Raw genomic sequence first — 23920 nt, 5'->3', positions numbered from 1 at the left:
GTCAGGCGGTGGCGCCGAGCAGGCTCAGGTAGTCACCGAAGCCGCCGCGAGCCCGGCAGTCCAGCCGTGAGCTGGTGCGCACCCGCACGCTGTTGCTCCAGGCGATACGCGCGCCCTGGGTCTTGAGCGCGGTGACCAGGGTGACGTCCTCGTCCACGGTCATGGAGGGAAAGCCCCCGGCGCGCAGGTAGGCCGCCGCCGAGATGCCAAAGTTGGCGCCGTGGATGTGCTGATGGCCTTCACGATCGTGATAGGCCGCCTCATAGCGCGCTCTCAGACCGGGGGAATGCGGGGCCCAGTCGTCCACCTCGACCACACCGCAGACGGCATCGGCGCCGTAGGCGAGTTGGGCGGCAAACCAGTCCGGCGCCACCTCGGAGTCGGCATCGGTGCAGGCCAGCCAGCGCGCGCCCCGCTGGATCAGGTGGGCCGCGCCGGTCGCCCGGGTCAGGCCGACGTTGCAGGCCCAGACCTCCAGTGCGGTTACCGGCAGGCGACGAACGATGTCGGCGGTGCCGTCGGTGCAGCTGTCCAGCACGATGACGATCTCGACGGTCTCACCCAGCAGGGCCGGATGCCGCGCGGCGCGCAGCACCGATTGCAGACAGCGTTCGACGTGTTGCTCTTCGTTATGAGCGGGTATCACGGCACCTATCATAGAAGCTGCTCCCGGCGGGCGACGGAGGTGGGATCGGAAGACCAGAGGGTGAGGACGAAATCGGCTTCTTCGAGCTGGCTCAGGCGATGCAGGCCGGGCAGGGCGGCCATGCGTGCGTGGACCTGGTCGCCGGTCAGGGCGCAGCCGTCGATGGGGTGGCGCCAGTGGCAGCCGAGCAGCACCCCGCCGGGCAACAGGGCGCTGTGGGCGCGATCCAGCAGGGCATCCAGGCCGCGCTCACCGAGGTAGTAGCCGATCTCGCTGATGACGATGAGATCGAAGGCGCCCGCGGGCCAGGCGTCCGGCAAAAGCGCGTGCCGTACCTCGACGTGGGGCTGGTCGGCCAGGCGTTCGCTGGCAGTGGCGACCGCCGAGGCATTGCCGTCGCTGACCAGCAGCCGTTCGCAGCGTTCGGCCAGGCGCCGGGACAGTTCACCGGTGGAGCAGCCTGGCTCATAGCCGTGCGTGTAGCGGCGATGCGGCAGCACGGCCAGGGTCAGATCGCGCTTGCGCGCCTCGTACCAGCGATGGCGGTAGTCCCAGGGGTCTTCGCTGTTGGCGTAGAGCGAGTCGAAATAGCTCATGGAGACAGTCACGTCAGATAGACCTCCCAGGCACGGGTAAGACGGGCAACCACCGCAGGCGGCAGGATCGGCCCCTGTCCCGTGCTGGCGTCCTCGGTCAGCTGACTGCCAAAGGCGCTGACCGCACGCTTCTTCAGCGCGAGGACATCTTCTTCCAGATCCAGGCGCCGCGCCCGGTCCCAGGGCACGCGCGGATCACCGGGGGCGGCCCAGTGCCAGGTCCAGACCGGCACCTCGATGCAGCGAGCCCCGCGCAAACGGCAGGCTTCCACCGCCGCACGCCCGGTCGCCTCGTGATCGGGATGGCCATCCAGCCGCCAGGTGGCGAAGACCACGTCCTCGGGAGTGATGAACTCCAGCAGGCGCTGTTGCAGGGCGTCTTCCTGCTCGCTGACCTGACCGTCCGGGATCGCCAGGCGCGTCACGGTGGCGCGTTCCAGGCGCAGCCGGCGCAGGGCTTCGCGGGTTTCCAGCGGGCGGGTATTGCGCAGGCGGCTGGCGGGCCAGAGGGTGGACTGCGGATGGCTGCCATCGCCATCGGTGACCGCCACCAGCGCCAACCGGCGACCCAGTTCGCCCAGCAGGCAGAGCAGGCCGCCGCAACCGAGGATTTCGTCGTCCGGGTGAGGGGCGACCACCACGGCGCGATGTCCCGGCGGAACCAGTTGCGCGGCTTCGATGGCCGGCATCTCGCCAAAGCCTGCCCACTGCAGCCACGCCTCGGGCGGGGTGCCGAGTCCTTGAATCTGACGATCGCCTACAGTTGCCAAGGGGCACCCTCCAGCAGATTGAGGTCACCCAGTACCGCCAGATCACGTTCGGCGTGACTCTGGCGCAGGTAGACGGGAAGGTCCGCCATGTGGCGGGCGCAATAGGCGTCACGACATAGCGGCGCGGCGCCGAAGGCGCGGCCGGTATGGCGGATGACGATTTCGGCGCACTGCTCGACCAGGGCCCGCAACTGGCAGACGGGATAGCGGGCGTCCGCCTCGGGATTGAGGTCAATCCAGTGGGCGGCCTGGCGCAAGGCCGTGACAGCGCCGAGCAGGGCGGCGTCCACGTGGCCCAGGTGCGCGAGGGCATGGGGTTCGCGATGACGCTTGCAATGGGCGCGCAGGGTGTCGGCCAGGGCGGTGGCGGAGCCATACCAGCAGGCGGCGATGCCGCCGCCGCCATGCCAGAAGCCGGGACGGTGCAGGTAGCGGCCGGGAGCCCCGACCAGCACGCCGGCGGCGCCATCGAAGAGCACATCGACGCTACCCGTGTGCTGCATGCCGATGGCGCGCCAGCCGTCCTGGGTAACCTCGACGCCGGGTTGCTTCATTTCCACCGCCACCAGCATCGGATGGTCGTCCATCCAGGCGGTGACCAGGGCATGGCTGACCAGGGCGGCGCCGGAGCACCAGGACTTGCGGCCGTGCAGGGTGACCATGCCGTCGGCGCTGTAGCGCACCAGCAGGCGGGCGTCCGGCGGCTCGGCAGCCCAGACGCCCCAGAGGCTTTCAGGCGGTACGTAGCCATCCAGTTCGCTCAGGATGCCGAGGGCATCGGTATGGCCCTCGTACAGCTTGACCAAGCCCAGATCATGATGGGCTACCTGGGCCAAAGCGCGCCAACGATCCAGGGTCTGACCCTGGCCGGGCAAGGGCAGGCGGTCGAGGCCGCGCTGATTGAGAATCTGGAGTCGGTGTTGCAGCAGTGCGGGAGTGACCTCGTCATAGGCCCACTCGTCCAGGGTGTCCTGAAGGCTATCCAGATCGATCGACATCGGCTCCATCCCGTGGCTGGCGACGGCGCTGTCCACGACAGCGCTCGTTAGTGCAGACCACGGGGAGCGATAAGGGGTTTCGCTTGGGCCCTATGCTGGCCGACGGCAGGCGTGTCGCTAGGCCACGCCCAGTCGTTTGCGCCGCGCGGCCGTGAGGCTCTGGCGCACCCCGGCATACCCGGCCCAGGGATCGTCCTTGAGCCCTTCGAGGCGTTGCAGGAGGGAATCGAAGCGCCATTGGTCGCTGCCCTGCAGGTCGGTCAGCTCGTCGCGCGCCACGGGCACCGAAACGCCGAGGTGGGGACGGGCGCGCAGGGAAAAGGCGCTCACCGTGGTGGCGCCATGGCGATTGCGCAGGTAGTCGACGAAGATCTTCCCCTGGCGATTCCGGGCGCCCATCTTGGCAGCGAAGAGCTTGGGCAGGGTGTTGGCCAGGTGCTGGGCGGCCGCCTGGGCGAAGGCCTTGACGGTGTCCCAATCCTGGCGCCGATCCAGGGGCACCACCAAGTGCAGACCGCGGCCGCCGCTGGTCTTGACGAACGCCTGGAGGTCCAGCTCGTCGAGCAGGGTCAGCACCAGCTCCGTCGCTTCCACCATGCGCGACCAGGGCAGGGCGGGATCGGGGTCGAGATCGAGGATGAAGCGGTCGGGGCGATCGATGCGGGCGGCGGTGGCATTCCAGGTATGGAGTTCCACCGTACCCATCTGGGCCGCGCCGATGAGAGCCTCGCGACTGTCGATGACCATCAGCGGTGCATGACCCGGATCCAGCTCGGGCGCCAGTTCGCGGATATGGGGGATCGCCAGGGTCTGTTCGTGCTTCTGGAAAATCTGCTCGCCGGCGATACCCTCGGGCGTACGGACCAGGGCCACGGGCCGCTCGGCCAGGTGCGGCAGGATCCAGTCGGCAACGGCGGCGTAATAGCCGGCCACGTCGAGTTTGCGCGCGCCGCTGGCCTCGTCAATGACGCGCTCGGGGTGGCTGATGCGCACTCCGGCGACGGTAGCCTCCTGCTGTCCGGCACCGGGTTTGCGCCGGGGCGGGGCGTCGGGACCTTCGGCTTCCCGTGCCGGCGCGGCCTGTTCGAGGCCGATGCCCTCGGCGGGCTTGTCGTCACGCAGGCCATGGAAGACGCCCTGACGGACGATGCGATCCTGGGTCAGCTCGGCGTAGGCAATCTCGCACAGCTGCTCGGGCCGCAACCAGGTCACCTCGCGGTAGGCGGCGCCCCTCGGCGGATCCACCACCGGCGGCTGATCGACGATCAGCGGCTGGAATCTGCCGTGCAACTGCTTGAGCAGGGCGGCGGTAAAGCCGGTGCCGACCTTGCCGGCATAGTGCAGCCGGCCCTGGTCATCGTGCAGCGCCACCAGCAGCGCGCCCAGGTGCTGGCGGCCGCCCTTGGGCGGGGTGTAGCCGACGATGACGAATTCCTGGCGATGGGCGCACTTGAGCTTGATCCAGTCCTTGTTGCGCCGGGAGCGATAGGCACTGCCCAGGCGCTTGCCGATCACCCCTTCGAGGCCCAGTTCGCAGGCGCTGGCCAGGATGCGATCGGCCGGTACCTCGAAGGCGGCGGAAAAGCGCAGCAGGTCGCTGTCGTTGCCTTGCTCCAGCAGCTTGCCGAGCAGCTCGCGGCGCTGCTCGACCGGTACCTCGCGCAGATCCGCGCCATTGAGATAGGGCAGGTCGAACAGGTAATAGGCGATGCGGGTCGCCCTGCCGGTCTCGAAGGCATTCTGCAGCGCCTGAAAGCTGGAGATGCCCTGGGCATCGTTGACCACGATCTCGCCGTCCAGCCAGGCGTTTTCCAGGCCAAGGGCCGCCAGTGCCCTGGCCTGCTCGGGCAGACGTTCGGTCCAGTCGTTGCCGCTGCGGGTGAAGAGGCGCACCTCACCGTCCTCGATATGGGCGAGCAACCGATAGCCGTCGTATTTCACCTCGTACAGCCAGTCGCCGGCCGGCGGACTGTCGACCAGGGTCGCCAGTTGCGCCTCCAGGGTCTCGGGCAGCTTGGCCTTGCGTGCCTTGGCCTGGCGCGCCGGCGCCTTGGCTGCCTTCGGTTGGCTAGCGGTTTTGCCCTTGGACTTGGCCTTGGGCTGCGCCAGCCGCGGCAGAGTCTTGTCGCTCAGCACGCTGTCGGGTTCGGCCGCGGTCACCTCGTAGTCGGCGCTGTCGCGGGCTTCAGCGTCGCGCTCCTTGATCAGCAACCACTGCGGCTTGTCGCCATGGCCCTGCAGCCGGGTGCGTACCAGGGTCCAGTGGCCGCGGAGCTTTTCGCCGCGGAGTTCGAACTTGAGCTTGCCAGCGGCATAGGCTTCGGCCGCATCGCCCTCCGCCTGCCACTCGCCGCGGTCCCAGACGATGACATCGCCCGCGCCGTACTGGCCTTCGGGAATGCTGCCTTCGAAGCTGCCGTAGGCGAGCGGATGATCTTCCACCTGTACCGCCAGACGTTTTTCACCGGGATCCAGGCTGGGACCCTTGGGCACCGCCCAGCTCTTCAGGGTGCCGTCCAGCTCCAGACGGAAGTCATAGTGCAGGCGACGGGCATCGTGCTTCTGGATGACGAAACTCAGGGCGCCCCTGGCCTTGCGCCGGCGCGGACTGTCCTCGTCCCGCGGCTCGGCGGTGATGTCGAAGTTGCGCTTGCGGTTGTATTCGCTGGGCGGGCTGGCCATGGCGGCGGTCCTCACTTGGCCTTGCGGGTACGGCTGGCGGCAGGGCTACGGCGGCTGGTCGAACGACCGGTACCCTTGGGCTTGGGCGCCTCCTTGGCCTTGTCCTGCTTGCCGCCCAGGCTGCGGCGCAGCAATTCGGTGAGGTCGATGACGTCGGCACCGCTGTCCTCGGTTTCGGGCTCCTCGGCGACGGCTTCCAGCTTGCCGTCCTTGAGCTTGCGTTCGACCAGGGCCATGACGTTGTCCTTGAAGGTGTCGTGGTACTGCTCCGGATCCCATTGCTCGGTCATCTCGTCCACCAGCCGCTGGGCCATGTCCACTTCCTTCTTGGTGACCTTGGCGTCCAGCCCTTCGAGCCCGACGTCTTCCGCGGAGCGGACCTCGTCGGCCCAGCGCAGGGTGTTGAGCACCAGGGCATCGCCCAGCGGCATGATCACCGCCAGGTGCTGCTTGGAGTGCATTACCAGGTTGGCCACGCCCACCTTGCCGGCGGCGCTCAGGGTGTCGCGGAGCAGGGCATAGACCTTTTCGCCGTTCTTGTCCGGCGCCAGGTAGTAGGGCTTCTCGAAGTGCAGGATGGAGATCTCCCGCGCCTCGACGAAGGTGAGGATGTCGATGGTGCGAGTGGCCTCGGGCAGCGCGTTGTGGATCTCGTCCTCGCTGAGCACCACGTACTTGCCCTTGCCATGTTCGACGCCCTTGACGATGTGTTCGCTGGGCACCTCCTTGCCGGTGGTCTTGTTGATCCGCTTGTAGCCCACCGGATCGAGACTGCGTTCGTCCAGCCAGTCAAAGTCGATGCCCGATTGCCGGGTCGCCGAGACGACCGAAACGGGGATGTGCACCAGGCCGAAGCTGACGGCGCCTTTCCAGATCGAGCGGGGCATGGGCGTTCTCCTCTTGGGTGTCCCCTATGGATAGGCCGGCGATCCATCGGGTTCCGCCCTGGGGAACCCCGCTCCGCTGTTGGGTTCTACCCCCGGAACGACGTTTTTGCCGTCGCAGGTGCAGGGTAGAGAGGAGCAGGGCGTGGACAGTGTCGATCAAGAAGTTTTGCGCAAGACCCTGGCCTGGCGACGGGAGGGGCAGGGCGTCAGCCTGTTCACCGTGGTCCAGACCTGGGGCAGTTCGCCCCGGCCGCCGGGCGCCATGCTGGCCCTGCGCGACGATGGCCAGGTCTGTGGCTCCGTGTCCGGTGGCTGCATCGAGGACGATCTGATCGCCCGACTGCACGCCGGCCAGTTCACCGGGAAGCGCCCGGAGATCATTACCTACGGCGTCTCCGGCGACGAAGCCGCGCGTTTCGGGCTGCCCTGTGGCGGCACCCTGCGTCTGGTCCAGGAGCAGGTCGGTGACTGGCGCTGGGTCGAGCAGTTGCTGCAATGCTGCGATGGCCACGAACTGGCCTTGCGTGAGCTGGACCTGGCGACCGGCGAGGTGCGGATTTCCAGCACCACCCACGATGCGCCGGTTACCCTGGACGAGCAGCGGCTGCGCCTGGTCCATGGACCGCGCTGGCGCCTGCTGCTGATCGGTGCCGGTCAGCTGTCGCTCTATGTCGCCGACATGGCGGCCATGCTCGATTTCGAGGTGCTGGTCTGCGATCCCCGCGAGGAATTCCGTCAGGGCTGGGAGACGCGCCAGGCGCGTTTCATCTCCGGCATGCCGGACGATGCCGTGCTGTCGATCCGCCCGGACGAACGCACCGCGGTGGTAGCCCTGACCCACGATCCGCGCCTGGATGACCTGGCCCTGCTGACGGCGCTGCAGTCCGACGCCTTCTACGTCGGCGCCCTGGGCTCACTGCGCAACAATGATCGGCGGCGGGAGCGGCTGCTGCAGCTGGACCTGCCGGTCGCAGCGATCAATCGCCTGCATGGCCCCATCGGCCTGCATATCGGCAGTCACACCCCACCGGAAATCGCCCTGTCGCTGCTGGCGGAGGTGGTCGCCGTCAAGAACGGCATCGCTCTGACCCAGAAGAAGCGCGCCCTGGTGGCGGTGGAGCAGGTCGCCTAGGGATGGCCCCGGTTCAGGTGCTGATCCTCGCGGCGGGTGCCGGGAGTCGCTTCCGCGCCGCCGGCGGTGGCGACAAGCTGCAGGCCGCCTTGCCCGGACCGGCCGAGCTGACGGTGTTGCAGGCGACCTTTCGACTGTGGCGAGGCCTGGGTCTACCGTGCCTGGCCGTGGTTTCGGACAGCGCTCCCTGGCGCGCCGAGCTGGCGCAACAGGAAGGCCTGGCAGTGCTGAGCCTGCCCACCACCGGCATGGGCGACAGCCTGGCCGCCGCGGTGCAAGCGACGTCCGGTGCGTCCGGTTGGCTGGTAACCCTGGGCGATATGCCCTTCGTACAGCCCGCGACGGCCCGGCAGTTGCTGGACCTGCATCATCCCGAACGTATCATCATCCCGACCTGCCAGGGCAGGCGTGGTCATCCCGTGCTCTTTGGTCGGAATTTTGCTGCTGCGCTGGGCGAACTCGAGGGGGACGAGGGAGCGAAACGGCTCCTGCGCGAGGGTTCGGTGCTAGAGCGGGAGGTCGCGGACGCCGGTATCCACCACGACATCGATACGCCCGCCGACCTGGAAAATACCGGGCAGGTAGCCCCAGAACTTCCCCAATTCGCCGCTCTTCCAAGGGAGGAGCACCGCTTTTGGGGACACGCACTCATGAACACCATCGAGTCCATGCTGGACTATCTCAAGACCCGCGAACTGCAACTCACCACGGCCGAATCCTGCACGGCCGGCAAGGTCGTGGGGCTGCTGTCGGAGATACCCGGCAGCGGCGGCTGCATCGAATCGGGTTACGTCGTCTATTCCCCCGAAGCCAAGCAGCGTCTCCTGGGCGTCAGGCCGGAGACCATCGAGCGTCATAACCTCACCAGCGAGGAAGTGGCGCGGGAGATGGCCGCCGGTGCCCTGTGTGACAGTCCGGCTCAGGTGGCCATCGCCAATACCGGGCTGGCCGGGCCCGGCGGAGCGGACGGCATTCCCCAGGGAACCGTCTGCTTCGCCTGGGGCTACCGGGTTGGCGATGACATCGTGCTTTATTCCGAAACCCGGCACTTCCCCGGCGATCGCGAGGCCGTGCAACTGGCGGCGGCCCGTCATAGCCTCGGCGCGGTGGTGCCCTATCATCAACGTCTCGAACGCGAATCAGAGGAGAACGCCCGATGACCGAAGCCCTTCAGCGCGACATCATCCAGGCCCTGCAGGTACCCGAATATTTCGATCCGGCCGCGGAAGCGGAGCGTCGTATCCAGTTCCTCAAGGACTATCTGCTCGGCAGCCGCCAGGAGAGCTATGTGCTGGGCATCAGTGGCGGCGTGGATTCCTCCACCGCGGGTCGACTCGCCCAACTGGCGGTGGAACGGGCGCGCGAGGAAAGTGGCAATGCCCGCCTGAGATTCATTGCCATGCGGCTGCCCTATGGCGTGCAGCGCGATGAGGCGGATGCCCAGCGCGCCCTGCATTTCATCCAGCCCGACGAGACCCATACCGTCAATATCAAGCCCGCCAGCGACGCGATGCTCGCCTCGGTGCGCGAAGCCCGGGTGGCCTTCGATGACGAACTCCATGAAGACTTTACCCTGGGCAACATCAAGGCGCGCCAGCGCATGATCGCCCAGTACGCCGTAGCCGGCGCACGTCGGGGCCTGGTGATAGGCACCGATCATGCGGCGGAAGCGCTGATGGGCTTCTATACCAAGTTCGGCGATGGCGCCTGTGACCTGACTCCTTTGCACGGGCTCAACAAGCGGCGGGTTAGGGCGGTGGCCGAGTGGCTAGGCGCACCGAACGAATTGGTGCACAAGGTGCCGACCGCCGATCTGGAATCCCTGTCGCCTGGCAAGGCCGATGAAGATGCCTTCGGCATCACCTATGCCGAGATCGACGATTTCCTGGAAGGCAAGGCAGTAAGCCCGGCGACCCTGGAGATCATTCTCAATACCTACCGGCGTAGCGCCCACAAGCGCGATCTGCCCTATACGCCTTTCCATTGAAATCATAGGGTTGCGAGTACTTATTTAGGTGATTTCCCGAATAGTAGCCCTAGTACGATTGCCATCCCGGTGTGTGCTGCGCTGCTATTCGACTAACTCCAGGGCGTTCGGTGTTGGGTTAGATATCGATTCATATATTTGACCTAAGCGGATGATATTTCAGGATTTTTACTGATTTTCTGCGCCTGCCGGTCATTGAGATTTGGCTGAACTTTTGCGCGCCGTCGGTGCTCAGACTCTTTCAGACACACCCGCGTGAGTGCTTCCGGTTGCAGTAGAGTCGCGGCTGTCTGGAGCGGCGTCCTCATGGACGTCGCTGCGGGTTACCGACTCCCTTCAGGGGTTCGGCCAGCCGGGCCTCTTTGGCGGTAAGCCAAGCAGTAGCGGGTTCATGACCAAGGTCGCAGCGCTAGCGCGTTGCGGCCTTTCACGCGTCCCAAGATGGAGTCAGGCTCGATGTCGAACACCGATCTCCCCGGTTCTTTTTCCACCCTTTCCCTTGATCCCGCTACCGCTGCCCAGACCCCGCGCATCGCCATAGAGGCGGTCACGCCGGCCGTGGACAATGGCCAGTTTCCCGCCAAGGGCATCGCCGGGCGGGTGGTCGAAGTGACCGCCAAGATCTTCGCCGATGGCCACGACAAGCTGGCTGCCAGTGTGCTCTGGCGTCAGGAGGGCGAAGAGAACTGGCAACAGACCCCGCTGACGCTCGAGACCAATGACCTCTGGCGTGGACGCTTCACGCCGCCAGCCGTGGGCCGCTATGAATTCGTGGTCCAGGCCTGGTGGGATGTCTGGGGCACCTACCGCTACGAGATCGAGAAGAAGTACGCCGCGGGCGTCGGGCTGAACTTGGAATTGCAGGAAGGCCGTCTCCACGTCGAGCAGGCGCTGTCCCGCGCCGAAGGCGAGCAGCGCGGCCCGCTCGAGGCTCTGCTGCAGCGCCTGGACCAGGCCGGTAGCGAAGGTGACAAGGTCGCCGTGCTGCTGGCGGGCGAGGCGAGCCAGGCCATGACCCCGGTGGACGCCTATGCCCACCTGACCCACAGCATCGAATATCCGCTGGACATTGAGCGCCTGCGCGCCGAATTCGCCAGCTGGTACGAACTCTTTCCCCGTTCCATCACCGATGATCCCCATCGCCATGGCACCTTCCGCAACGTGATCGGCGAATTGCCGCGCGTGCGCGACATGGGCTTCGATGTGCTGTACTTCCCGCCGATCCACCCGATCGGCCTGGCCCATCGAAAGGGCAAGAACAACACCCTGGGTGCCGGCGCCGATCAGCCGGGCAGCCCCTATGCCATCGGCAGCCCGGACGGCGGTCACGATGCCGTGCATCCCGAGCTGGGTACCCTGGACGACTTCCGCGCCCTGGTTGCGGCGGCCGCCGACCACGGCCTGGAGATCGCCCTGGACTTCGCCATCCAGTGCTCGCCCGACCATCCGTGGCTCAAGGAGCATCCGGGCTGGTTCTCCTGGCGTCCGGACGGGTCCATGCGCTACGCGGAGAATCCGCCGAAGAAGTACCAGGACATCGTCAACGTCGACTTCTATGCCCAGGACGCCGTGCCGGATCTGTGGCTGGCGTTGCGTGATGTGGTCTGGCACTGGGTGGAGCAGGGCGTGAAGATCTTCCGCGTCGACAACCCCCACACCAAGCCGCTGCCCTTCTGGGAGTGGCTGATCGCCGATATCCGCGGCCGCGACGCCGACGTCATGTTCCTCGCCGAGGCCTTCACCAAGCCGGCGATGATGGCGCGCCTGGGCAAGGTGGGCTACAGCCAGAGCTACACCTACTTCACCTGGCGTAACACCAAGGCCGAGCTGACCGAGTATTTCACCGAGCTCAACGAAGCGCCCCTGCGCGACTGCTACCGGCCGAATTTCTTCGTCAACACGCCGGACATCAACCCGGCCTTCCTGCAGACCAGTGGCCGCCCCGGTTTCCTGATCCGCGCGGCACTGGCCACCATGGGCTCCGGCCTCTGGGGCATGTACGCAGGCTTCGAGCTCTGCGAGGGCGCGCCGCTCACGCCGGGCAAGGAGGAGTACCTGGATTCGGAGAAATACGAGCTGCGGCCGCGCGACTTCTATGCGCCGGGCAACATCATGGGCGAGATCGCCCAGCTCAACCGTATCCGCCGGCAGAACCCCGCGCTGCAAACCCATCTGGGGCTGAAGGTCTACACCTGCTGGAACGATCAGATCCTCTACTTCGGCAAGCGCACCGACGATCTGGGCAACTTCATCCTGGTGGCGATCAACCTGGATCCCTTCAATGCCCAGGAGGGCCATTTCGAATTGCCGCTGTGGGAGCTGGGCCTCGACGATCACGCCACCACCTACGGCGAAGACCTGATGACCGGACACCGCTGGGCCTGGCACGGCAAGACTCAATGGACACGGCTGGAGCCGTCGATGCCCTTCGGCATCTGGCGCATCCAGGCGGGCCACTAGCGATACCTCGGGCGGAGCACGTCAGGCCGCTCGGGGACAGCTCCCCGAGTGTCTGGCGGCTTCCGTCATCATCGCCGGACGGCCTCGACGACCGGTGCACGCATACGCTTCAGACGCCCTGTTAAGGACCTGACGACATGGCAAAACCCAATAAAGCTCGCTCCCGCAAACCCGCCGCCTTCATCGACGATCCGCTCTGGTACAAGGATGCGATCATCTACCAGGTGCACGTGAAGTCGTTCTTCGACTCCAACAACGATGGCATCGGCGACTTCCCCGGCCTGATCGACAAGCTGGACTACATCGCCAGCCTGGGCGTCAACACCATCTGGCTGCTGCCGTTCTACCCCTCGCCGCGGCGCGACGACGGCTACGACATCGCCGAGTACCGCGGGATCCATCCCGACTACGGCACCATGGCCGATGCCAAGCGTTTCATCGCCGAGGCCCATGCCCGTGGCCTGCGGGTGATCACCGAGCTGGTCATCAACCACACCTCCGACCAGCACCCCTGGTTCCAGCGCGCCCGGCGCGCCAAGAAGGGCTCGGCGGCGCGCAACTTCTACGTCTGGTCCGACGACGACCAGAAGTACGATGGCACCCGCATCATCTTTCTCGACACCGAGAAGTCCAACTGGACCTGGGACCCGGTCGCCGGCCAGTACTTCTGGCACCGCTTCTATTCCCACCAGCCGGACCTCAACTTCGACAATCCCCAGGTCATGAAGGCTGTCATCTCGATCATGAGGTACTGGCTGGATCTGGGTGTCGACGGCCTGCGCCTGGACGCCATTCCCTATCTGGTGGAGCGCGACGGTACCAACAACGAGAACCTTCCCGAGACCCACGTGGTGCTCAAGGAGATTCGCGCCGAGATCGACGCCAACTATCCCGACCGCATGCTGCTGGCCGAGGCCAACCAGTGGCCGGAAGACACCCAGCTGTATTTCGGCGATGGCGACGAATGCCACATGGCCTTCCACTTTCCGCTGATGCCGCGCATGTACATGGCCATCGCCCAGGAAGACCGCTTCCCCATCACCGATATCCTGCGCCAGACGCCGGAGATCCCGGCCAACTGCCAGTGGTCGATCTTCCTGCGCAACCATGATGAACTGACCCTGGAGATGGTGACCGACCGCGAGCGGGACTATCTCTGGAACTACTACGCCTCGGATCGCCGTGCGCGCATCAACCTCGGCATCCGTCGCCGCCTGGCGCCCCTGCTGGAACGCGATCGCCGGCGTATCGAGCTGCTCAACAGCCTGCTGCTGTCGATGCCCGGTACCCCGACGATGTATTACGGCGACGAAATCGGCATGGGTGACAACATCCACCTGGGCGATCGTGATGGCGTGCGGACGCCGATGCAGTGGTCGGTCGACCGCAACGGCGGCTTCTCCCGGGCCGACCCGGCCAGCCTGGTGCTGCCCTCGATCATGGACCCGCTCTACGGCTACCAGGCGATCAACGTCGAGGCCCAGTCGCGCGATCCCCATTCGCTGCTCAACTGGACGCGGCGCATGCTGGCCGTGCGCAAGCAGCAGAAGGCCTTCGGTCGCGGCACCCTGAAGATGCTGTCGCCTACCAACAGACGCATCCTGGCCTACCTGCGCGACTTCACCAATGCCCAGGGCGAGCACGAGACCATCCTCTGCGTGGCCAACGTCTCCCGCGCTGCCCAGGCGGTGGAACTGGACCTGTCCAGCTTCGCCGGCCAAGTACCGGTGGAAATGATCGGTGGCAGCGCCTTCCCGCCCATCGGCCAGCTGCCCTACATGCTGACCCTGCCGCCCTATGGCTTCTACTGGTTCTACCTGGCCGGCAACGAGCAGATGCCCGCCTGGCACACCGAGCCGCCGGCACCGATGCCTGACTACCAGACGGTGGTCATCAAGCGCAATCTGCAGGAACTGCTGGACGGCGAGCCACGCCGCATCTTCGAAGAGGTGCTGCCGGTCTATCTGCCCAAGCGTCGCTGGTTCGGTTCCAAGGACGAGGCCATCACCGGTGTGCGGCTGGACTATGCCGTGCAGATCAACACGCCCAAGCTGCCGGTGATGTTCAGCGAGGTGGTGGTGACCAATGCCAAGGGCGAAGAGCGCTACGCCTTGCCCCTCGGCTTCCTCGCCGAAGAGGACCAGCATTGCAGTCCGCTGGCGACCCAGCTGGCGCTTTCCCGCATCCGCCATGTGCGGCGTGTGGGTCTGGTGACCGACGCCTTCGCCCTCACCAGCTTCGTGCATGGCGTGTTCGATGCCTTCCGCAAGGGTGCCAGGCTGGCGTCCCCTGCCGGGGACCTGAGTTTCGAGGTCTACGACCAGGCCGAGGACTTCGCACTGGATCCGGACATCGAGATCAAGCACCTGGGCGTCGAGCAGTCCAACAGTTCGCTGATCGTCGGCGACCACCTGATGCTCAAACTGATCCGCAAGGTGGCGCCGGGTATCCACCCGGAAGTGGAGATGGGACGCTACCTGGCCCAGGCCGGGTTCGCCAACATCGCCGCGACCCATGCCGTCGCCCAGCGCATCGCGGCGGACGGCACGCCGCACGTGCTGATGCTGGTCCAGCAGCACATCCACAACCAGGGCGATGCCTGGACCTGGAGCCTCGACGGTCTGGATCGCGTCACCCGTGACCTGCTCAGCGGCGGCATCTCCGACGTGGAGAACGAATTCACCGCCATGGGCGATCTGACGGCCTTCGCCGGCGTGCTGGGCAAGCGTCTGGGCGAGATGCATCTCGTGCTGGCGCAGCCCACCGAGGATGCGGCCTTCGCTCCCGAAACCGTGGACGCCCAAGCGGCCAAGGAGCTGGCGCATCGCGTTCGCCTCCAGGTGGACAACGCCCTGGATACCCTGCAGGGCATGGGCGATCAGCTCGACGCCACTGGCAAGTCTCTGTTGCAGGGCCTGGTCGGCAAGCGCGAAGCCCTGGCCAAGCGCATCGAGGCCCTGGCGGCCGATGTCGAGGGCGGTCTGCGTATCCGCGTCCACGGCGATCTGCACCTGGGTCAGGTGCTGGTGGCCCAGGACGACGCCATCCTCATCGACTTCGAAGGCGAGCCGGCACGGTCGTTGGAAGAACGTCGCGGCAAGTACGGTCCGCACAAGGACGTCGCCGGGGTACTGCGCTCCTTCGACTACGCGGCGGCCATGGTCACCCAGTCGAGCAACGCCGGCGCGGATACCTCGGAAGAGCACCTGCAATTGCGTGCCAAGGCAGCAGAGACCTATCGCAACGCTTCCTACGCGGCCTTCCTCGAAGGCTATCGCGCTGCGGCGGCCGACATCGGCCACCAGTGGAGCGAGCGGGGCGAGCAGGCGGCGCTGGATCTCTACAGCCTGGAGAAGGCGGTCTATGAGATAGGCTACGAGGCTGCCAACCGACCCACCTGGATCAACATCCCGCTACGGGGCGTTGCCGCCATCGTCGAGACCCTTTTGTCCGGAGCCCGCGCATGACCGATCACAACACCGTTCCTGTCGCTCCGCTGGACGACCTCCGGCTCTCGGCTGCCGAGGCCGAGTCCCTGGCCCGTGGCGAGCACGGCAATCCCTTCGCCGTGCTCGGTCCCCATCCCGATGGCGAGGGCCTGATCGTCCGCGCCTTCCTGCCCAATGCCCTGGGCGCAGAGCTGGTCGATCGCGTCAGCGGTCGGTCGCTGGCCCAGATGCAACCCGGGCGGGTGCCCGGGCTGTTCTTCGCGCGGCTCGACTACGCCGCGCCCTACAAGCTGGTCATCCGCTGGCCCAGCGGCGTGCAGGAGACAGAGGATCCCTATTCCTTCGGGCTGCTGCTGGGAGAAACCGATCTCTACCTGTTCAACGAAGGCCGCCACCGCAATCTCGGCGAGACCTTTGGCGCCCAGCGCTGCCAGGTCGACGGCGTGGAGGGCGTGCGCTTCGCGGTCTGGGCGCCCAATGCCCGGCGCGTCTCGGTGGTCGGCGACTTCAACAGCTGGGACGGGCGCCGTCTGCCCATGCGCCTGCGCGCCAACAGCGGTGTCTGGGAGCTCTTCGTGCCGCGTCTGCCGGTGGGCACGGCCTACAAGTACGAGATTCTCGGCCAGCACGGCGTGTTGCCGCTCAAGGCCGATCCCATCGCCCTGGCCGCGGAATTGCCACCGCGCACCGCCTCGGTGGTGGCCGACAACAAGCCCTTCACCTGGCACGACCAGGACTGGATGGCTCGCCGTCGCGAGCTGCAGGGTGTGGAAGCGCCCATCTCGGTCTACGAACTGCACGCCGGGTCCTGGCGCCGTGAAGGCGGTGACGAGGGGCGCCAGTACAACTGGCGCGAACTGGCCGAGCGCCTGATTCCCTACATCCGCGAGATGGGCTTCACCCATATCGAACTGTTGCCGATCATGGAGCATCCCTTCAGCGGCTCCTGGGGCTACCAGCCCCTGGGCCAGTTCGCGCCTACCTCGCGCTTCGGCACCCCGGCGGATTTCGCCGCCTTCGTTGACGCCTGCCACCAGGCCGACATCGGCGTCATTCTCGACTGGGTACCGGCGCATTTCCCGACCGACGAACACGGCCTGGCCCGCTTCGATGGCACCGCGCTGTACGAATACGAGCACCCCTACGAGGGCTTCCACCAGGATTGGAACACCTACATCTACAACCTGGGGCGCCATGAGGTGCACGGCTTCATGCTGGCGTCGGCCATGCACTGGCTCAAGCACTTCCATATCGATGGTCTGCGCGTGGATGCCGTGGCCTCCATGCTCTACCGCGACTACTCCCGCAAGCACGGCGAGTGGATCCCCAACATCCATGGTGGTCGCGAGAACCTGGAAACCATCGCCTTCCTGCGTCATCTCAACGAGGTGGTCCACGAGGAAGCGCCGGGTGCCCTGGTGATCGCCGAGGAATCCACCTCCTGGCCGGGCGTCAGCGCACCGGTCAGCGAAGGCGGCCTGGGTTTCGACTTCAAGTGGAACATGGGCTGGATGAACGACACCCTGCACTATGTGGAAGAGGATCCGGTCTATCGCCAGTACCATCACCACCAGATGACCTTCGGCCTGGTGTATGCCTGGTCCGAGCGTTTCATGCTGCCCATCTCCCACGACGAGGTGGTGCACGGCAAGGGCTCGATGATCGAGAAGATGCCGGGCGACGTCTGGCAGAAATTCGCCAATCTGCGCACCTACCTGAGCTTCATGTGGACCCATCCGGGCAAGAAACTGCTGTTCATGGGCTGCGAATTCGGTCAATGGCGCGAGTGGAGTCATGATCGCGAGCTGGACTGGTTCCTGCTGGAGCACGGTACCCACCGGGGCGTGCAGCAGCTGCTGGCCGATCTCAACCAGCTCTATCGTCACGAGCCGGCCCTGCACGAGCGCGATCACCTGCCCGAAGGCTTCGACTGGGTGGTCGGCGACGACAATGGCAACAGCGTCTTCGCCTGGCTGCGCAAGGACGCCCAGCAGCGACCGCTGCTGGTAGTCGCCAACTTCACTCCGGTACCGCGTCACGACTACCGGGTGGGCGTGCCGTCGCTGGGCCATTGGCAGGAGATCTTCAACAGCGATGCCGAGCGCTACGGTGGTTCCAACCTGGGCAACGGCGGCGGGGTAACGGCCGAGGAGATCGGCGCCCATGGCCAGCCGGCCTCGCTGAACCTGCAAGTGCCGCCGCTGGGTCTGCTGGTGTTCAAGCCGCAGGGCTGATCCGGGAGCGCCCCATCAGGGGCGCGTTCCGCTGACAGGCATCCCCGTTCTGGGCGATGCTTGTCAGGCATCTGGCAACCGAGAACACCATGATCGATCTCGCCGAATGGAATCTGACGGTTCCCGTACCCATGCCCGTGGCTCAGGTACAGACCGCCGAACTCAACAGCAGCGGCTTTCGCAGCCCCTATCTCGCGCGTGGCGAGGGGGGATCGCTGGTGTTTTGGGTTCCGGTGACCGGTACGCCGCAACCCTTCAACACCTATCCCGCCACGGAGCTGCGTGAGACGCGCCCGGACGGCAGTGCCTATGCGTGGAAATACCGCGAAGGGGATGCCCTGCTGCAGGCTGAAGCCGTGGTGCAACAGGTGCCTTCACGCCCCGAGGTCATCATCAGCCAGATCGAGGACCAGACCGCCGTGCCGGAAGCACCCCAGGCGCTGTTGCAACTCATCTATCGCGTGGAGAGCCCTGCGACCGGCAAGGGACAGACCCCCCAGGGCCAGTTGATCGCCCGGTTGCGGGAAAGCCCCAGTGACAGCCCCAAGGAGGTCATCCTGCTGGAGCGCCTGCCCCTCAACAGCCGCTTCAGCTATGATATCAAGCTGGCCCGCAGTGGCGTGCTCACCGTCCGCGCCCATGGCGCCGGGTCGCGCAACGGTGACCTGGGTCTGCAACTGGACAGCGCCTGGAGCAGCCATCACCTGTATTTCAAGGCGGGTGCCCGCTTGCGCGATGGCGAGGGGCCCGCCACCGAAGGCGGACGGGTCCTGTTCTACCGGCTGATCTCCATGCACCAGCCCAACAACCGGTAAGACTGGCTCAGGTCGCGTGCTTTTCCTGCTGCTTGCGCTCTTCGCGTCGGTCATTGCTGACCTTGAGCTTCTTGGCCCGGCTTTCCAGGGCGAAGTAGAGCACGGCCGCGATCAGCAGCGGCAGGATGAAATACAGCGTCCGGTAGCCGAGCAGCGCAGCGATGATCTTGCCCTGAGAGAGGCCGTCATTGGCCAGCAGGGCGATGAACACCGTCTCCAGCACTCCGACCCCAGCCGGGATATGCACGATGACCATGGCGATGCTGGAGAGCAACAACACGCCTAGCACATGCAGATAGTCCACCTGGCGGCCGAGGAACAGGTAGACGATGGCCGCCATGGCCATCCAGTTGATCGAGGAGACCAGCAACTGCAGGCAGGCCATGCGCAGCGAGGGCAGGGCGAGGCGCTGCTTGCGTACCGTCCATTCGCGCTGCTTGGCGAAGGCACAGACGCCCAGGTAGAAGACGATGAAGGCCAGCAGGCCGAAGCCGATCAGCCGCAGGGTGGTATCGCCGACGAACCAGTTAGGCGGCATGTCCACCACGCCGCTGACGAAGATGCCACCGGCCAGCAGGATATAGCCGAGCCAGTTGGTGGCGATGCTCAGGGAAAAGATGCGGGTGATGGTGCCGCTGGAAAGGCCCAGGCGGGAATAGAGGCGGTATCTCATGCCGATGCCGCCGACCCAGGTGCTCAGGGTCAGGGTGAAGGCGTAGCAGATGAAGGAGACGAGGAACACCTGGCGCTTGACCAGCTTGTGCCCGCAATAGGCCCGCCCGATCAGGTCATAGCAGCCATACATGATGTAGGACAGCACCACTAGGCCGCCGGCCATGGCCAGCGTCGTCCACTTGTAGCCGGTGAAGACCTTCCAGACCTCGCCCCAGTCCACCTTGCGGGCATAGATCACCAGCAGCACCACCACCGCGATCAGGAAGACCCAGGTGAGGATCTTCTTCGCCAGCACCCAGCGACCATTCTGCGGCTTGTCGGCAGCCTGCTGGTCGTCCTCGTCGTCGGTATGATCCAGGGCGTCGCTGTGGCTGCTCATCGTTGGGGATACCTTGAAATCGAGGAATCGACCCGATCCTGGGTTTCGAGCTCGGGCTGCACCGGCGGACTCACCAGTTCGATCTTGGGGGTATGACCGGGCAGCCAGCCGACCCAGGCGGGGAAGTGGCGCAGGAAGTGAAAGACCAGCATCGTCTTGGCCAGGTGCCAGTAGGTGCGCTTGGGTACCTTGCTGCTGTCGACGTGCTCGCAGTGATTCTGGATCAGGGTTTCCAGGCGACCGCGCAGTTCGCGGTTGAAGGCGTGGTCATGGAAGATCAGGTTGCATTCGAGGTTCAGCGAGAGACTCAGGGGGTCGAGATTGCTCGAACCCACGGTGGACCAGTGCTCGTCCATGGTCGCCACCTTGCCGTGCAAGGGCCGCAGGCAATATTCGTAGATCTCCACCCCGGCCTTGACCAGGTAGTTGTAGAGCATCTGCGCGCCGACCTTGACGATGGCCATGTCCGGTTCGCCCTGCACGATCAGCACCACGCGGACGCCCCGCTGCGCCGCATTGCGCATTTCCCTGAGCAGCCGATAGCCGGGGAAGAAGTAGGCGTTGGCGATCACCACCTCGCGCTTGGCATTGCGCAGCATCTCCAGGTAGTGCTTTTCGATGTCGGCGCGATGCTCGTCGTTGTCGCGGAACACCAGCAGCGCCTGGGCATTGCCGGGATTGCGGTTGTCGGCCGGCTTCTGCGAGCGCTTGCCCCACCAGCGGTGGGTTTCCTCGGGGGAGTTGATGGCGTCCCGCGCGAAACGGTGGATGTCATCGACGATGGGGCCTTCGACCTCGACGGCGTAATCCTGCTTGGCTTCGGGTCCGAAGTCGCCCAGGTGCTCGGCGGAGTAGTTGATGCCGCCGATGAACCCCTGGCGGGCGTCCACCACCACGATCTTGCGATGCAGGCGGCGGAAGAGATTGGTCCTCATGCCCATGACCAGGGGGCGCGGATCGTAATAGCGGAACCGTACGCCGGCATGCACCATTTCATCGATGAAGTCGCGTGGCAGATCGGGCGAGCCGTAGGCGTCCACGGTGATGTCCACCTGGACACCACGCTTGGCCGCCGCGACCAGCTCTTTCTGCAAGGCTTTGCCGACCTTGTCGTGGAAGAGGATGAAGGTCTCGATGATGACCTCGCGCTCGGCCGCGCGGATCGCCTCGAAGACCCGTGGAAAGAAGTCCTCGCCGTTTTCCAGCAAGGCGATGCGGTTTCCGTCCCGCCATTCGAAATTCATAGGTGGAAGTCCGCAGCCAGGGGCGCATGGTCGGACAGGTGCGACCATGGCTGATTGCCCAGCACCTGTGGGCGCCCGACGCTGACGTTGCGCGTGTAGATGCGATCCAGGCAGAGCAGGGGTCGCTTGGCCGGGAAGGTCTTGGGCAGGCGCCCCGCGGTCTTCATGAACACCTCTTCGAGTCCCGCGCCCTGGCCAAGGATGTCATTGGCCTTCTGACGCCAGTCGTTGAAGTCCCCTGCCACCACGACGGGGGCATCGCTGGGCAGGGAATTGATGTGTTCGCAGATCAGCTGCATCTGCATCTGGCGATGTTTCTCGCGCAGGCCCAGATGCACGCAGATGACGTGCAGATCCACGGCCTGATCCGGGATACGCAGGACGCAATGCAGCATCCCGCGCTTTTCCGGACCGGCGATGGAAATGTCGAAGTTGTCGTAACTGACGATGGGAAACTTCGACAGCACCGCATTACCGTGATGGCCGTCCGGGTAGACCGCATTTCGCCCGTAGGCGAAGTCGGTCCACATCGAATCGGCCAGGAACTCGTACTGCGGCGCCGCCGGCCAGTTCTCGAAGCGCAACGGGTGCTTTTCGTGGGTACCCAATACCTCCTGCAAGAAGACAATGTCCGCTGACACCGTCCGCACCGCCTCGCGCAATTCCGGCAAGATGAACTTGCGGTTGAAGGACGTGAAGCCCTTGTGCGTGTTGATGGTCAGGACCTTGAACGAAAAACCCTGTTGCGCGTTCGTCATGCCTGGCGCTTCCTCCGCTTGGTCTGGGTCAGCTCGAACAGCAATACCGAGCGTCCGGTGACCTGATAGGTGTCTCCGAAATTGAAGACGTCGCCGGCATCCAGGTCAGGCTGATTGGTATCCAGCTGCAGGGACCAATGCTCGCCCATGGGGACTTCCGGCAGGGTGAAATCCACCACGTCATAATGAGCATTGACCAGAATCAGCAGCGAGGTATCCGCGCCCTTGCGACGAATGCCGGTCGGCTGGGCACGGCCATCGAGCAGGATGCCCATGCACTTGTTGCTGCCGTCCTGCCATTGCTCGTCGCCCATCTCGGTGCCGCCGGGCTGCAGCCAGGTGACATCCTTGACGCCCAGTTCTTCGTTGTAGGCACCGGTGAAGAAGCGGCTACGACGCAGCAGCGGATAGCGGCGACGCAGGTCGATCAGGTTGCGCACGTACTCCTGCAGTTCGGCACTCTTTTCGCTGATCTCCCAGTTGACCCAGCCGATCTCGCTGTCCTGGCAGTAGCCGTTGTTGTTGCCGCCCTGGGTACGCGCGAACTCGTCCCCGGCCAGCAGCATGGGCGTGCCTTGGGAGAGGAAGAGGGTCGCCAGCAGGTTGCGCATCTGCCGATAGCGCAGTTCGATGATCTCCGGATCGTCGGTCTCACCCTCGACACCGCAGTTCCACGACAGGTTATGGGAGTGGCCGTCGTTGTTGCCTTCGCCATTGGCCTCGTTGTGCTTGTCGTTGTACGACACGGTATCGGCCAGGGTGAAGCCATCGTGGGCGGTCACGAAGTTCACGGACGAGTAGGGCTTGCGACCGCGACGGTTGAACTTGTCGCCGGAGCCCAGCAGGATCTTCGCGAAATCGCCGATCTTGTCTTCGTCACCCTTCCAGAAGGCACGCGCGGTGTCGCGGAAGGTATCGTTCCACTCCATCCAGCCGGGTGGGAAGTTGCCGACCTGATAGCCGCCGGGGCCGCAGTCCCAGGGTTCGGCGATGAGCTTGGTCTCGGCCAGGATGGGATCCTGACGGCAGGCATGCAGGAAACCGCCGCCTTCGTCGAAGCCGTCCGGCTCGCGGCCCAGGATGGTGGCCAGGTCGAAGCGGAAGCCGTCCACGCCCATCTCGGTCGCCCAGTAGCGCAGCGAGTCGGTGACCATCTGCAGCACGCAGGGGTGGCTCATGTTCAGGGTGTTGCCGGTACCGGTATCGTTGATGTAGTAACGCGCATCATCGGGCATCAGGCGGTAGTAATTGGCGTTGTCGATGCCCTTCAGCGAGAGGGTCGGGCCCATCTCGTTGCCTTCGGCGGTGTGGTTGTAGACCACGTCGAGGATGACCTCGAGGCCGGCATTGTGCATGCGCGCGACCATCACCTTGAATTCGCCGATGGACTGGCTGGCCATGTAGCGCGAGTGCGGGGCGAAGAAGGCCAGGGTGTTGTAGCCCCAGAAGTTTCTCAGGCCCTTTTCCAGCAGGTGGTTGTCATCGAGGAAGTAGTGGATCGGCATCAGCTCGACGGAGGTCACGCCGAGCGACTTGATGTAATCGATGACTTCGCTTTCCTGCAGGCCGGAGAAGGTGCCCCGGGCGTTCTCGGGCACTGCCGGGTGCTGCATGGTGTAGCCGCGGACATGGGTCTCGTAGAACACGGTGCGGTCACGCGGGACACGCGGATGGGTGGTGTTGCCCCAGGTGAAGGCCGGGTCGATCACCCGGCAGCGCGGCATGAAGGGGGCGCTGTCGCGCTCGTCGAAAGACAGGTCGCCATCGGCATGGCCGATGGTGTAGCCGAACAGGGCATCGTTCCACTCCAGCTCACCGACGATCTGCTTGGCGTAGGGATCGATCAGCAGCTTGTTGTGGTTGAAGCGATGGCCATTCTGCGGCTCATAGGGGCCGTGTACGCGGTAACCGTAGAGCGTGCCGGGACGGGCATCGGGCAGGTAGCCGTGCCAGATCTCGTTGGTGAATTCCGGCAGCTCAATGCGTTCGATTTCTTCCTTGCCTTCGTCGTCGAAGAGACAGAGTTCTATCTTGGTGGCGTTGGCGGAAAAGATGGCGAAGTTCACGCCGGAGCCGTCCCAGGTAGCGCCCAGGGGATAGGGCAGGCCTTCACGAACACGAGACTTGGACTTGCTGATGAACGCGGTCGCTTCGGTTAAGGGCTTGTTGGAATCGGTTGATGTCATTTCGACGCTCTCGGGGATAGCT

17 protein-coding genes and 1 pseudogene are annotated in these 23920 nt (G+C 65.2%); 8 read left to right on the top strand and 10 right to left on the bottom strand.

Annotation, left to right across the window (positions count from 1 at the left end; translation table 11 throughout):
* Window position 1: 1 nt before the first annotated feature.
* The 6 genes from PVZ72_RS07880 to ku all read right to left on the bottom strand — a co-directional run bounded on the left by PVZ72_RS07880 (window position 2) and on the right by ku (window position 6579).
* Window positions 2-658: a glycosyltransferase gene (locus PVZ72_RS07880; protein WP_133861813.1), complete on the bottom strand. Its 657-nt coding sequence runs from the start codon at window positions 656-658 to the stop codon at window positions 2-4.
* Complete coding sequence (locus tag PVZ72_RS07875; protein ID WP_405046424.1) at window positions 655-1242, bottom strand: class I SAM-dependent methyltransferase; 588 nt, start codon at window positions 1240-1242, stop codon at window positions 655-657. Before PVZ72_RS07875 ends, PVZ72_RS07880 begins: the two co-directional genes overlap by 4 nt.
* An 8-nt stretch (window positions 1243-1250) precedes the next feature.
* Window positions 1251-2012 carry a PIG-L deacetylase family protein gene (locus PVZ72_RS07870; protein WP_252977114.1) on the bottom strand — a complete coding sequence of 254 codons (762 nt, stop codon included), beginning with the start codon at window positions 2010-2012 and terminating at the stop codon, window positions 1251-1253.
* On the bottom strand, window positions 2000-3010 hold the full coding sequence (locus tag PVZ72_RS07865; RefSeq protein ID WP_443218241.1) for an acyl-CoA dehydrogenase: 1011 nt from the start codon (window positions 3008-3010) through the stop codon (window positions 2000-2002). The genes PVZ72_RS07870 and PVZ72_RS07865 overlap by 13 nt, the downstream gene beginning before the upstream one ends.
* Window positions 3011-3127: 117 nt before the next feature.
* Window positions 3128-5692, bottom strand: a complete 2565-nt coding sequence (gene ligD / locus PVZ72_RS07860) for a DNA ligase D (protein WP_273861626.1) — start codon at window positions 5690-5692, stop codon at window positions 3128-3130.
* Window positions 5693-5703: 11 nt separating this feature from the next.
* Window positions 5704-6579, bottom strand: coding sequence for a non-homologous end joining protein Ku (ku, locus tag PVZ72_RS07855; protein ID WP_273861625.1), 876 nt, complete (start codon window positions 6577-6579; stop codon window positions 5704-5706).
* Between the two features lie 142 nt (window positions 6580-6721).
* Here ku and PVZ72_RS07850 point away from each other — a divergent pair, with 142 nt between their 5' ends.
* The 8 genes and pseudogenes from PVZ72_RS07850 (at window position 6722) to PVZ72_RS07815 (ending at window position 18656) form a co-directional block, all read left to right on the top strand.
* On the top strand, window positions 6722-7711 hold the full coding sequence (locus PVZ72_RS07850; RefSeq protein ID WP_273861624.1) for an XdhC family protein: 990 nt from the start codon (window positions 6722-6724) through the stop codon (window positions 7709-7711).
* Window positions 7712-7713: 2 nt separating this feature from the next.
* Window positions 7714-8196, top strand: a pseudogene (locus tag PVZ72_RS07845) (nucleotidyltransferase family protein); the annotation flags it as partial.
* A 165-nt stretch (window positions 8197-8361) separates the two neighbouring features.
* Window positions 8362-8871: a CinA family protein gene (locus PVZ72_RS07840; RefSeq protein WP_273861643.1), complete on the top strand. Its 510-nt coding sequence runs from the start codon at window positions 8362-8364 to the stop codon at window positions 8869-8871.
* On the top strand, window positions 8868-9698 hold the full coding sequence (gene nadE / locus PVZ72_RS07835) for an ammonia-dependent NAD(+) synthetase (RefSeq protein ID WP_273861623.1): 831 nt from the start codon (window positions 8868-8870) through the stop codon (window positions 9696-9698). The genes PVZ72_RS07840 and nadE overlap by 4 nt, the downstream gene beginning before the upstream one ends.
* Before the next feature lie 456 nt (window positions 9699-10154).
* The gene (locus PVZ72_RS07830) at window positions 10155-12158 is read left to right on the top strand and encodes an alpha-1,4-glucan--maltose-1-phosphate maltosyltransferase (RefSeq protein ID WP_187979185.1); all 2004 of its coding nucleotides are present in this window, start codon (window positions 10155-10157) and stop codon (window positions 12156-12158) included.
* A gap of 137 nt (window positions 12159-12295) precedes the next feature.
* Window positions 12296-15625 (top strand): maltose alpha-D-glucosyltransferase, encoded by a 3330-nt coding sequence (treS, locus tag PVZ72_RS07825; protein WP_273861622.1) that lies wholly within the window; start codon window positions 12296-12298, stop codon window positions 15623-15625.
* Window positions 15622-17841 (top strand): 1,4-alpha-glucan branching protein GlgB, encoded by a 2220-nt coding sequence (gene glgB, locus PVZ72_RS07820; RefSeq protein ID WP_273861621.1) that lies wholly within the window; start codon window positions 15622-15624, stop codon window positions 17839-17841. Before treS ends, glgB begins: the two co-directional genes overlap by 4 nt.
* A gap of 89 nt (window positions 17842-17930) precedes the next feature.
* A complete protein-coding gene (locus PVZ72_RS07815) occupies window positions 17931-18656 on the top strand; it encodes a polysaccharide lyase family 7 protein (protein WP_187979187.1) in 726 nt (241 codons plus the stop codon).
* A 7-nt stretch (window positions 18657-18663) separates the two neighbouring features.
* Here PVZ72_RS07815 and PVZ72_RS07810 read toward each other — a convergent pair whose 3' ends face one another.
* From PVZ72_RS07810 to glgX, 4 genes are read right to left on the bottom strand one after another with little or no spacing between them, the layout of a single operon-like run.
* Entirely contained in the window at window positions 18664-19710 is a 1047-nt protein-coding gene (locus PVZ72_RS07810) for a lysylphosphatidylglycerol synthase transmembrane domain-containing protein (RefSeq protein ID WP_273861620.1), read from the bottom strand.
* Window positions 19707-20954, bottom strand: a complete 1248-nt coding sequence (clsB, locus tag PVZ72_RS07805; protein ID WP_273861619.1) for a cardiolipin synthase ClsB — start codon at window positions 20952-20954, stop codon at window positions 19707-19709. The genes PVZ72_RS07810 and clsB overlap by 4 nt, the downstream gene beginning before the upstream one ends.
* The gene (locus PVZ72_RS07800) at window positions 20951-21712 is read right to left on the bottom strand and encodes an endonuclease/exonuclease/phosphatase family protein (RefSeq protein WP_133861799.1); all 762 of its coding nucleotides are present in this window, start codon (window positions 21710-21712) and stop codon (window positions 20951-20953) included. Before PVZ72_RS07800 ends, clsB begins: the two co-directional genes overlap by 4 nt.
* Window positions 21709-23898, bottom strand: a complete 2190-nt coding sequence (glgX, locus tag PVZ72_RS07795; RefSeq protein ID WP_252977116.1) for a glycogen debranching protein GlgX — start codon at window positions 23896-23898, stop codon at window positions 21709-21711. The genes PVZ72_RS07800 and glgX overlap by 4 nt, the downstream gene beginning before the upstream one ends.
* Window positions 23899-23920: the final 22 nt, after the last annotated feature.

Source organism: Pseudomonas sp. LA5, from assembly GCF_028640825.1.
GTDB classification, from domain to species: domain Bacteria; phylum Pseudomonadota; class Gammaproteobacteria; order Pseudomonadales; family Pseudomonadaceae; genus Chryseomonas; species Chryseomonas aestiva.
The sequence above is the reverse complement of the archived record's forward strand: the minus strand, read 5'-3'. Positions and strand labels throughout refer to the sequence as shown.

Excerpts from the sequence above, each read along its gene's own strand:
- PVZ72_RS07840 (WP_273861643.1), top strand. The coding sequence starts at position 8,362 with ATGAACACCATCGAGTCCATGCTGGACTATCTCAAGACCCGCGAACTG.
- treS (WP_273861622.1), top strand. The coding sequence starts at position 12,296 with ATGGCAAAACCCAATAAAGCTCGCTCCCGCAAACCCGCCGCCTTCATC.
- ligD (WP_273861626.1), bottom strand. The coding sequence starts at position 5,692 with ATGGCCAGCCCGCCCAGCGAATACAACCGCAAGCGCAACTTCGACATC.
- PVZ72_RS07830 (WP_187979185.1), top strand. The coding sequence starts at position 10,155 with ATGTCGAACACCGATCTCCCCGGTTCTTTTTCCACCCTTTCCCTTGAT.
- ku (WP_273861625.1), bottom strand. The coding sequence starts at position 6,579 with ATGCCCCGCTCGATCTGGAAAGGCGCCGTCAGCTTCGGCCTGGTGCAC.
- PVZ72_RS07810 (WP_273861620.1), bottom strand. The coding sequence starts at position 19,710 with ATGAGCAGCCACAGCGACGCCCTGGATCATACCGACGACGAGGACGAC.
- PVZ72_RS07800 (WP_133861799.1), bottom strand. The coding sequence starts at position 21,712 with ATGACGAACGCGCAACAGGGTTTTTCGTTCAAGGTCCTGACCATCAAC.
- nadE (WP_273861623.1), top strand. The coding sequence starts at position 8,868 with ATGACCGAAGCCCTTCAGCGCGACATCATCCAGGCCCTGCAGGTACCC.
- PVZ72_RS07815 (WP_187979187.1), top strand. The coding sequence starts at position 17,931 with ATGATCGATCTCGCCGAATGGAATCTGACGGTTCCCGTACCCATGCCC.
- glgX (WP_252977116.1), bottom strand. The coding sequence starts at position 23,898 with ATGACATCAACCGATTCCAACAAGCCCTTAACCGAAGCGACCGCGTTC.
- PVZ72_RS07865 (WP_443218241.1), bottom strand. The coding sequence starts at position 3,010 with ATGTCGATCGATCTGGATAGCCTTCAGGACACCCTGGACGAGTGGGCC.
- PVZ72_RS07880 (WP_133861813.1), bottom strand. The coding sequence starts at position 658 with ATGATAGGTGCCGTGATACCCGCTCATAACGAAGAGCAACACGTCGAA.
- PVZ72_RS07875 (WP_405046424.1), bottom strand. The coding sequence starts at position 1,242 with ATGAGCTATTTCGACTCGCTCTACGCCAACAGCGAAGACCCCTGGGAC.
- clsB (WP_273861619.1), bottom strand. The coding sequence starts at position 20,954 with ATGAATTTCGAATGGCGGGACGGAAACCGCATCGCCTTGCTGGAAAAC.
- glgB (WP_273861621.1), top strand. The coding sequence starts at position 15,622 with ATGACCGATCACAACACCGTTCCTGTCGCTCCGCTGGACGACCTCCGG.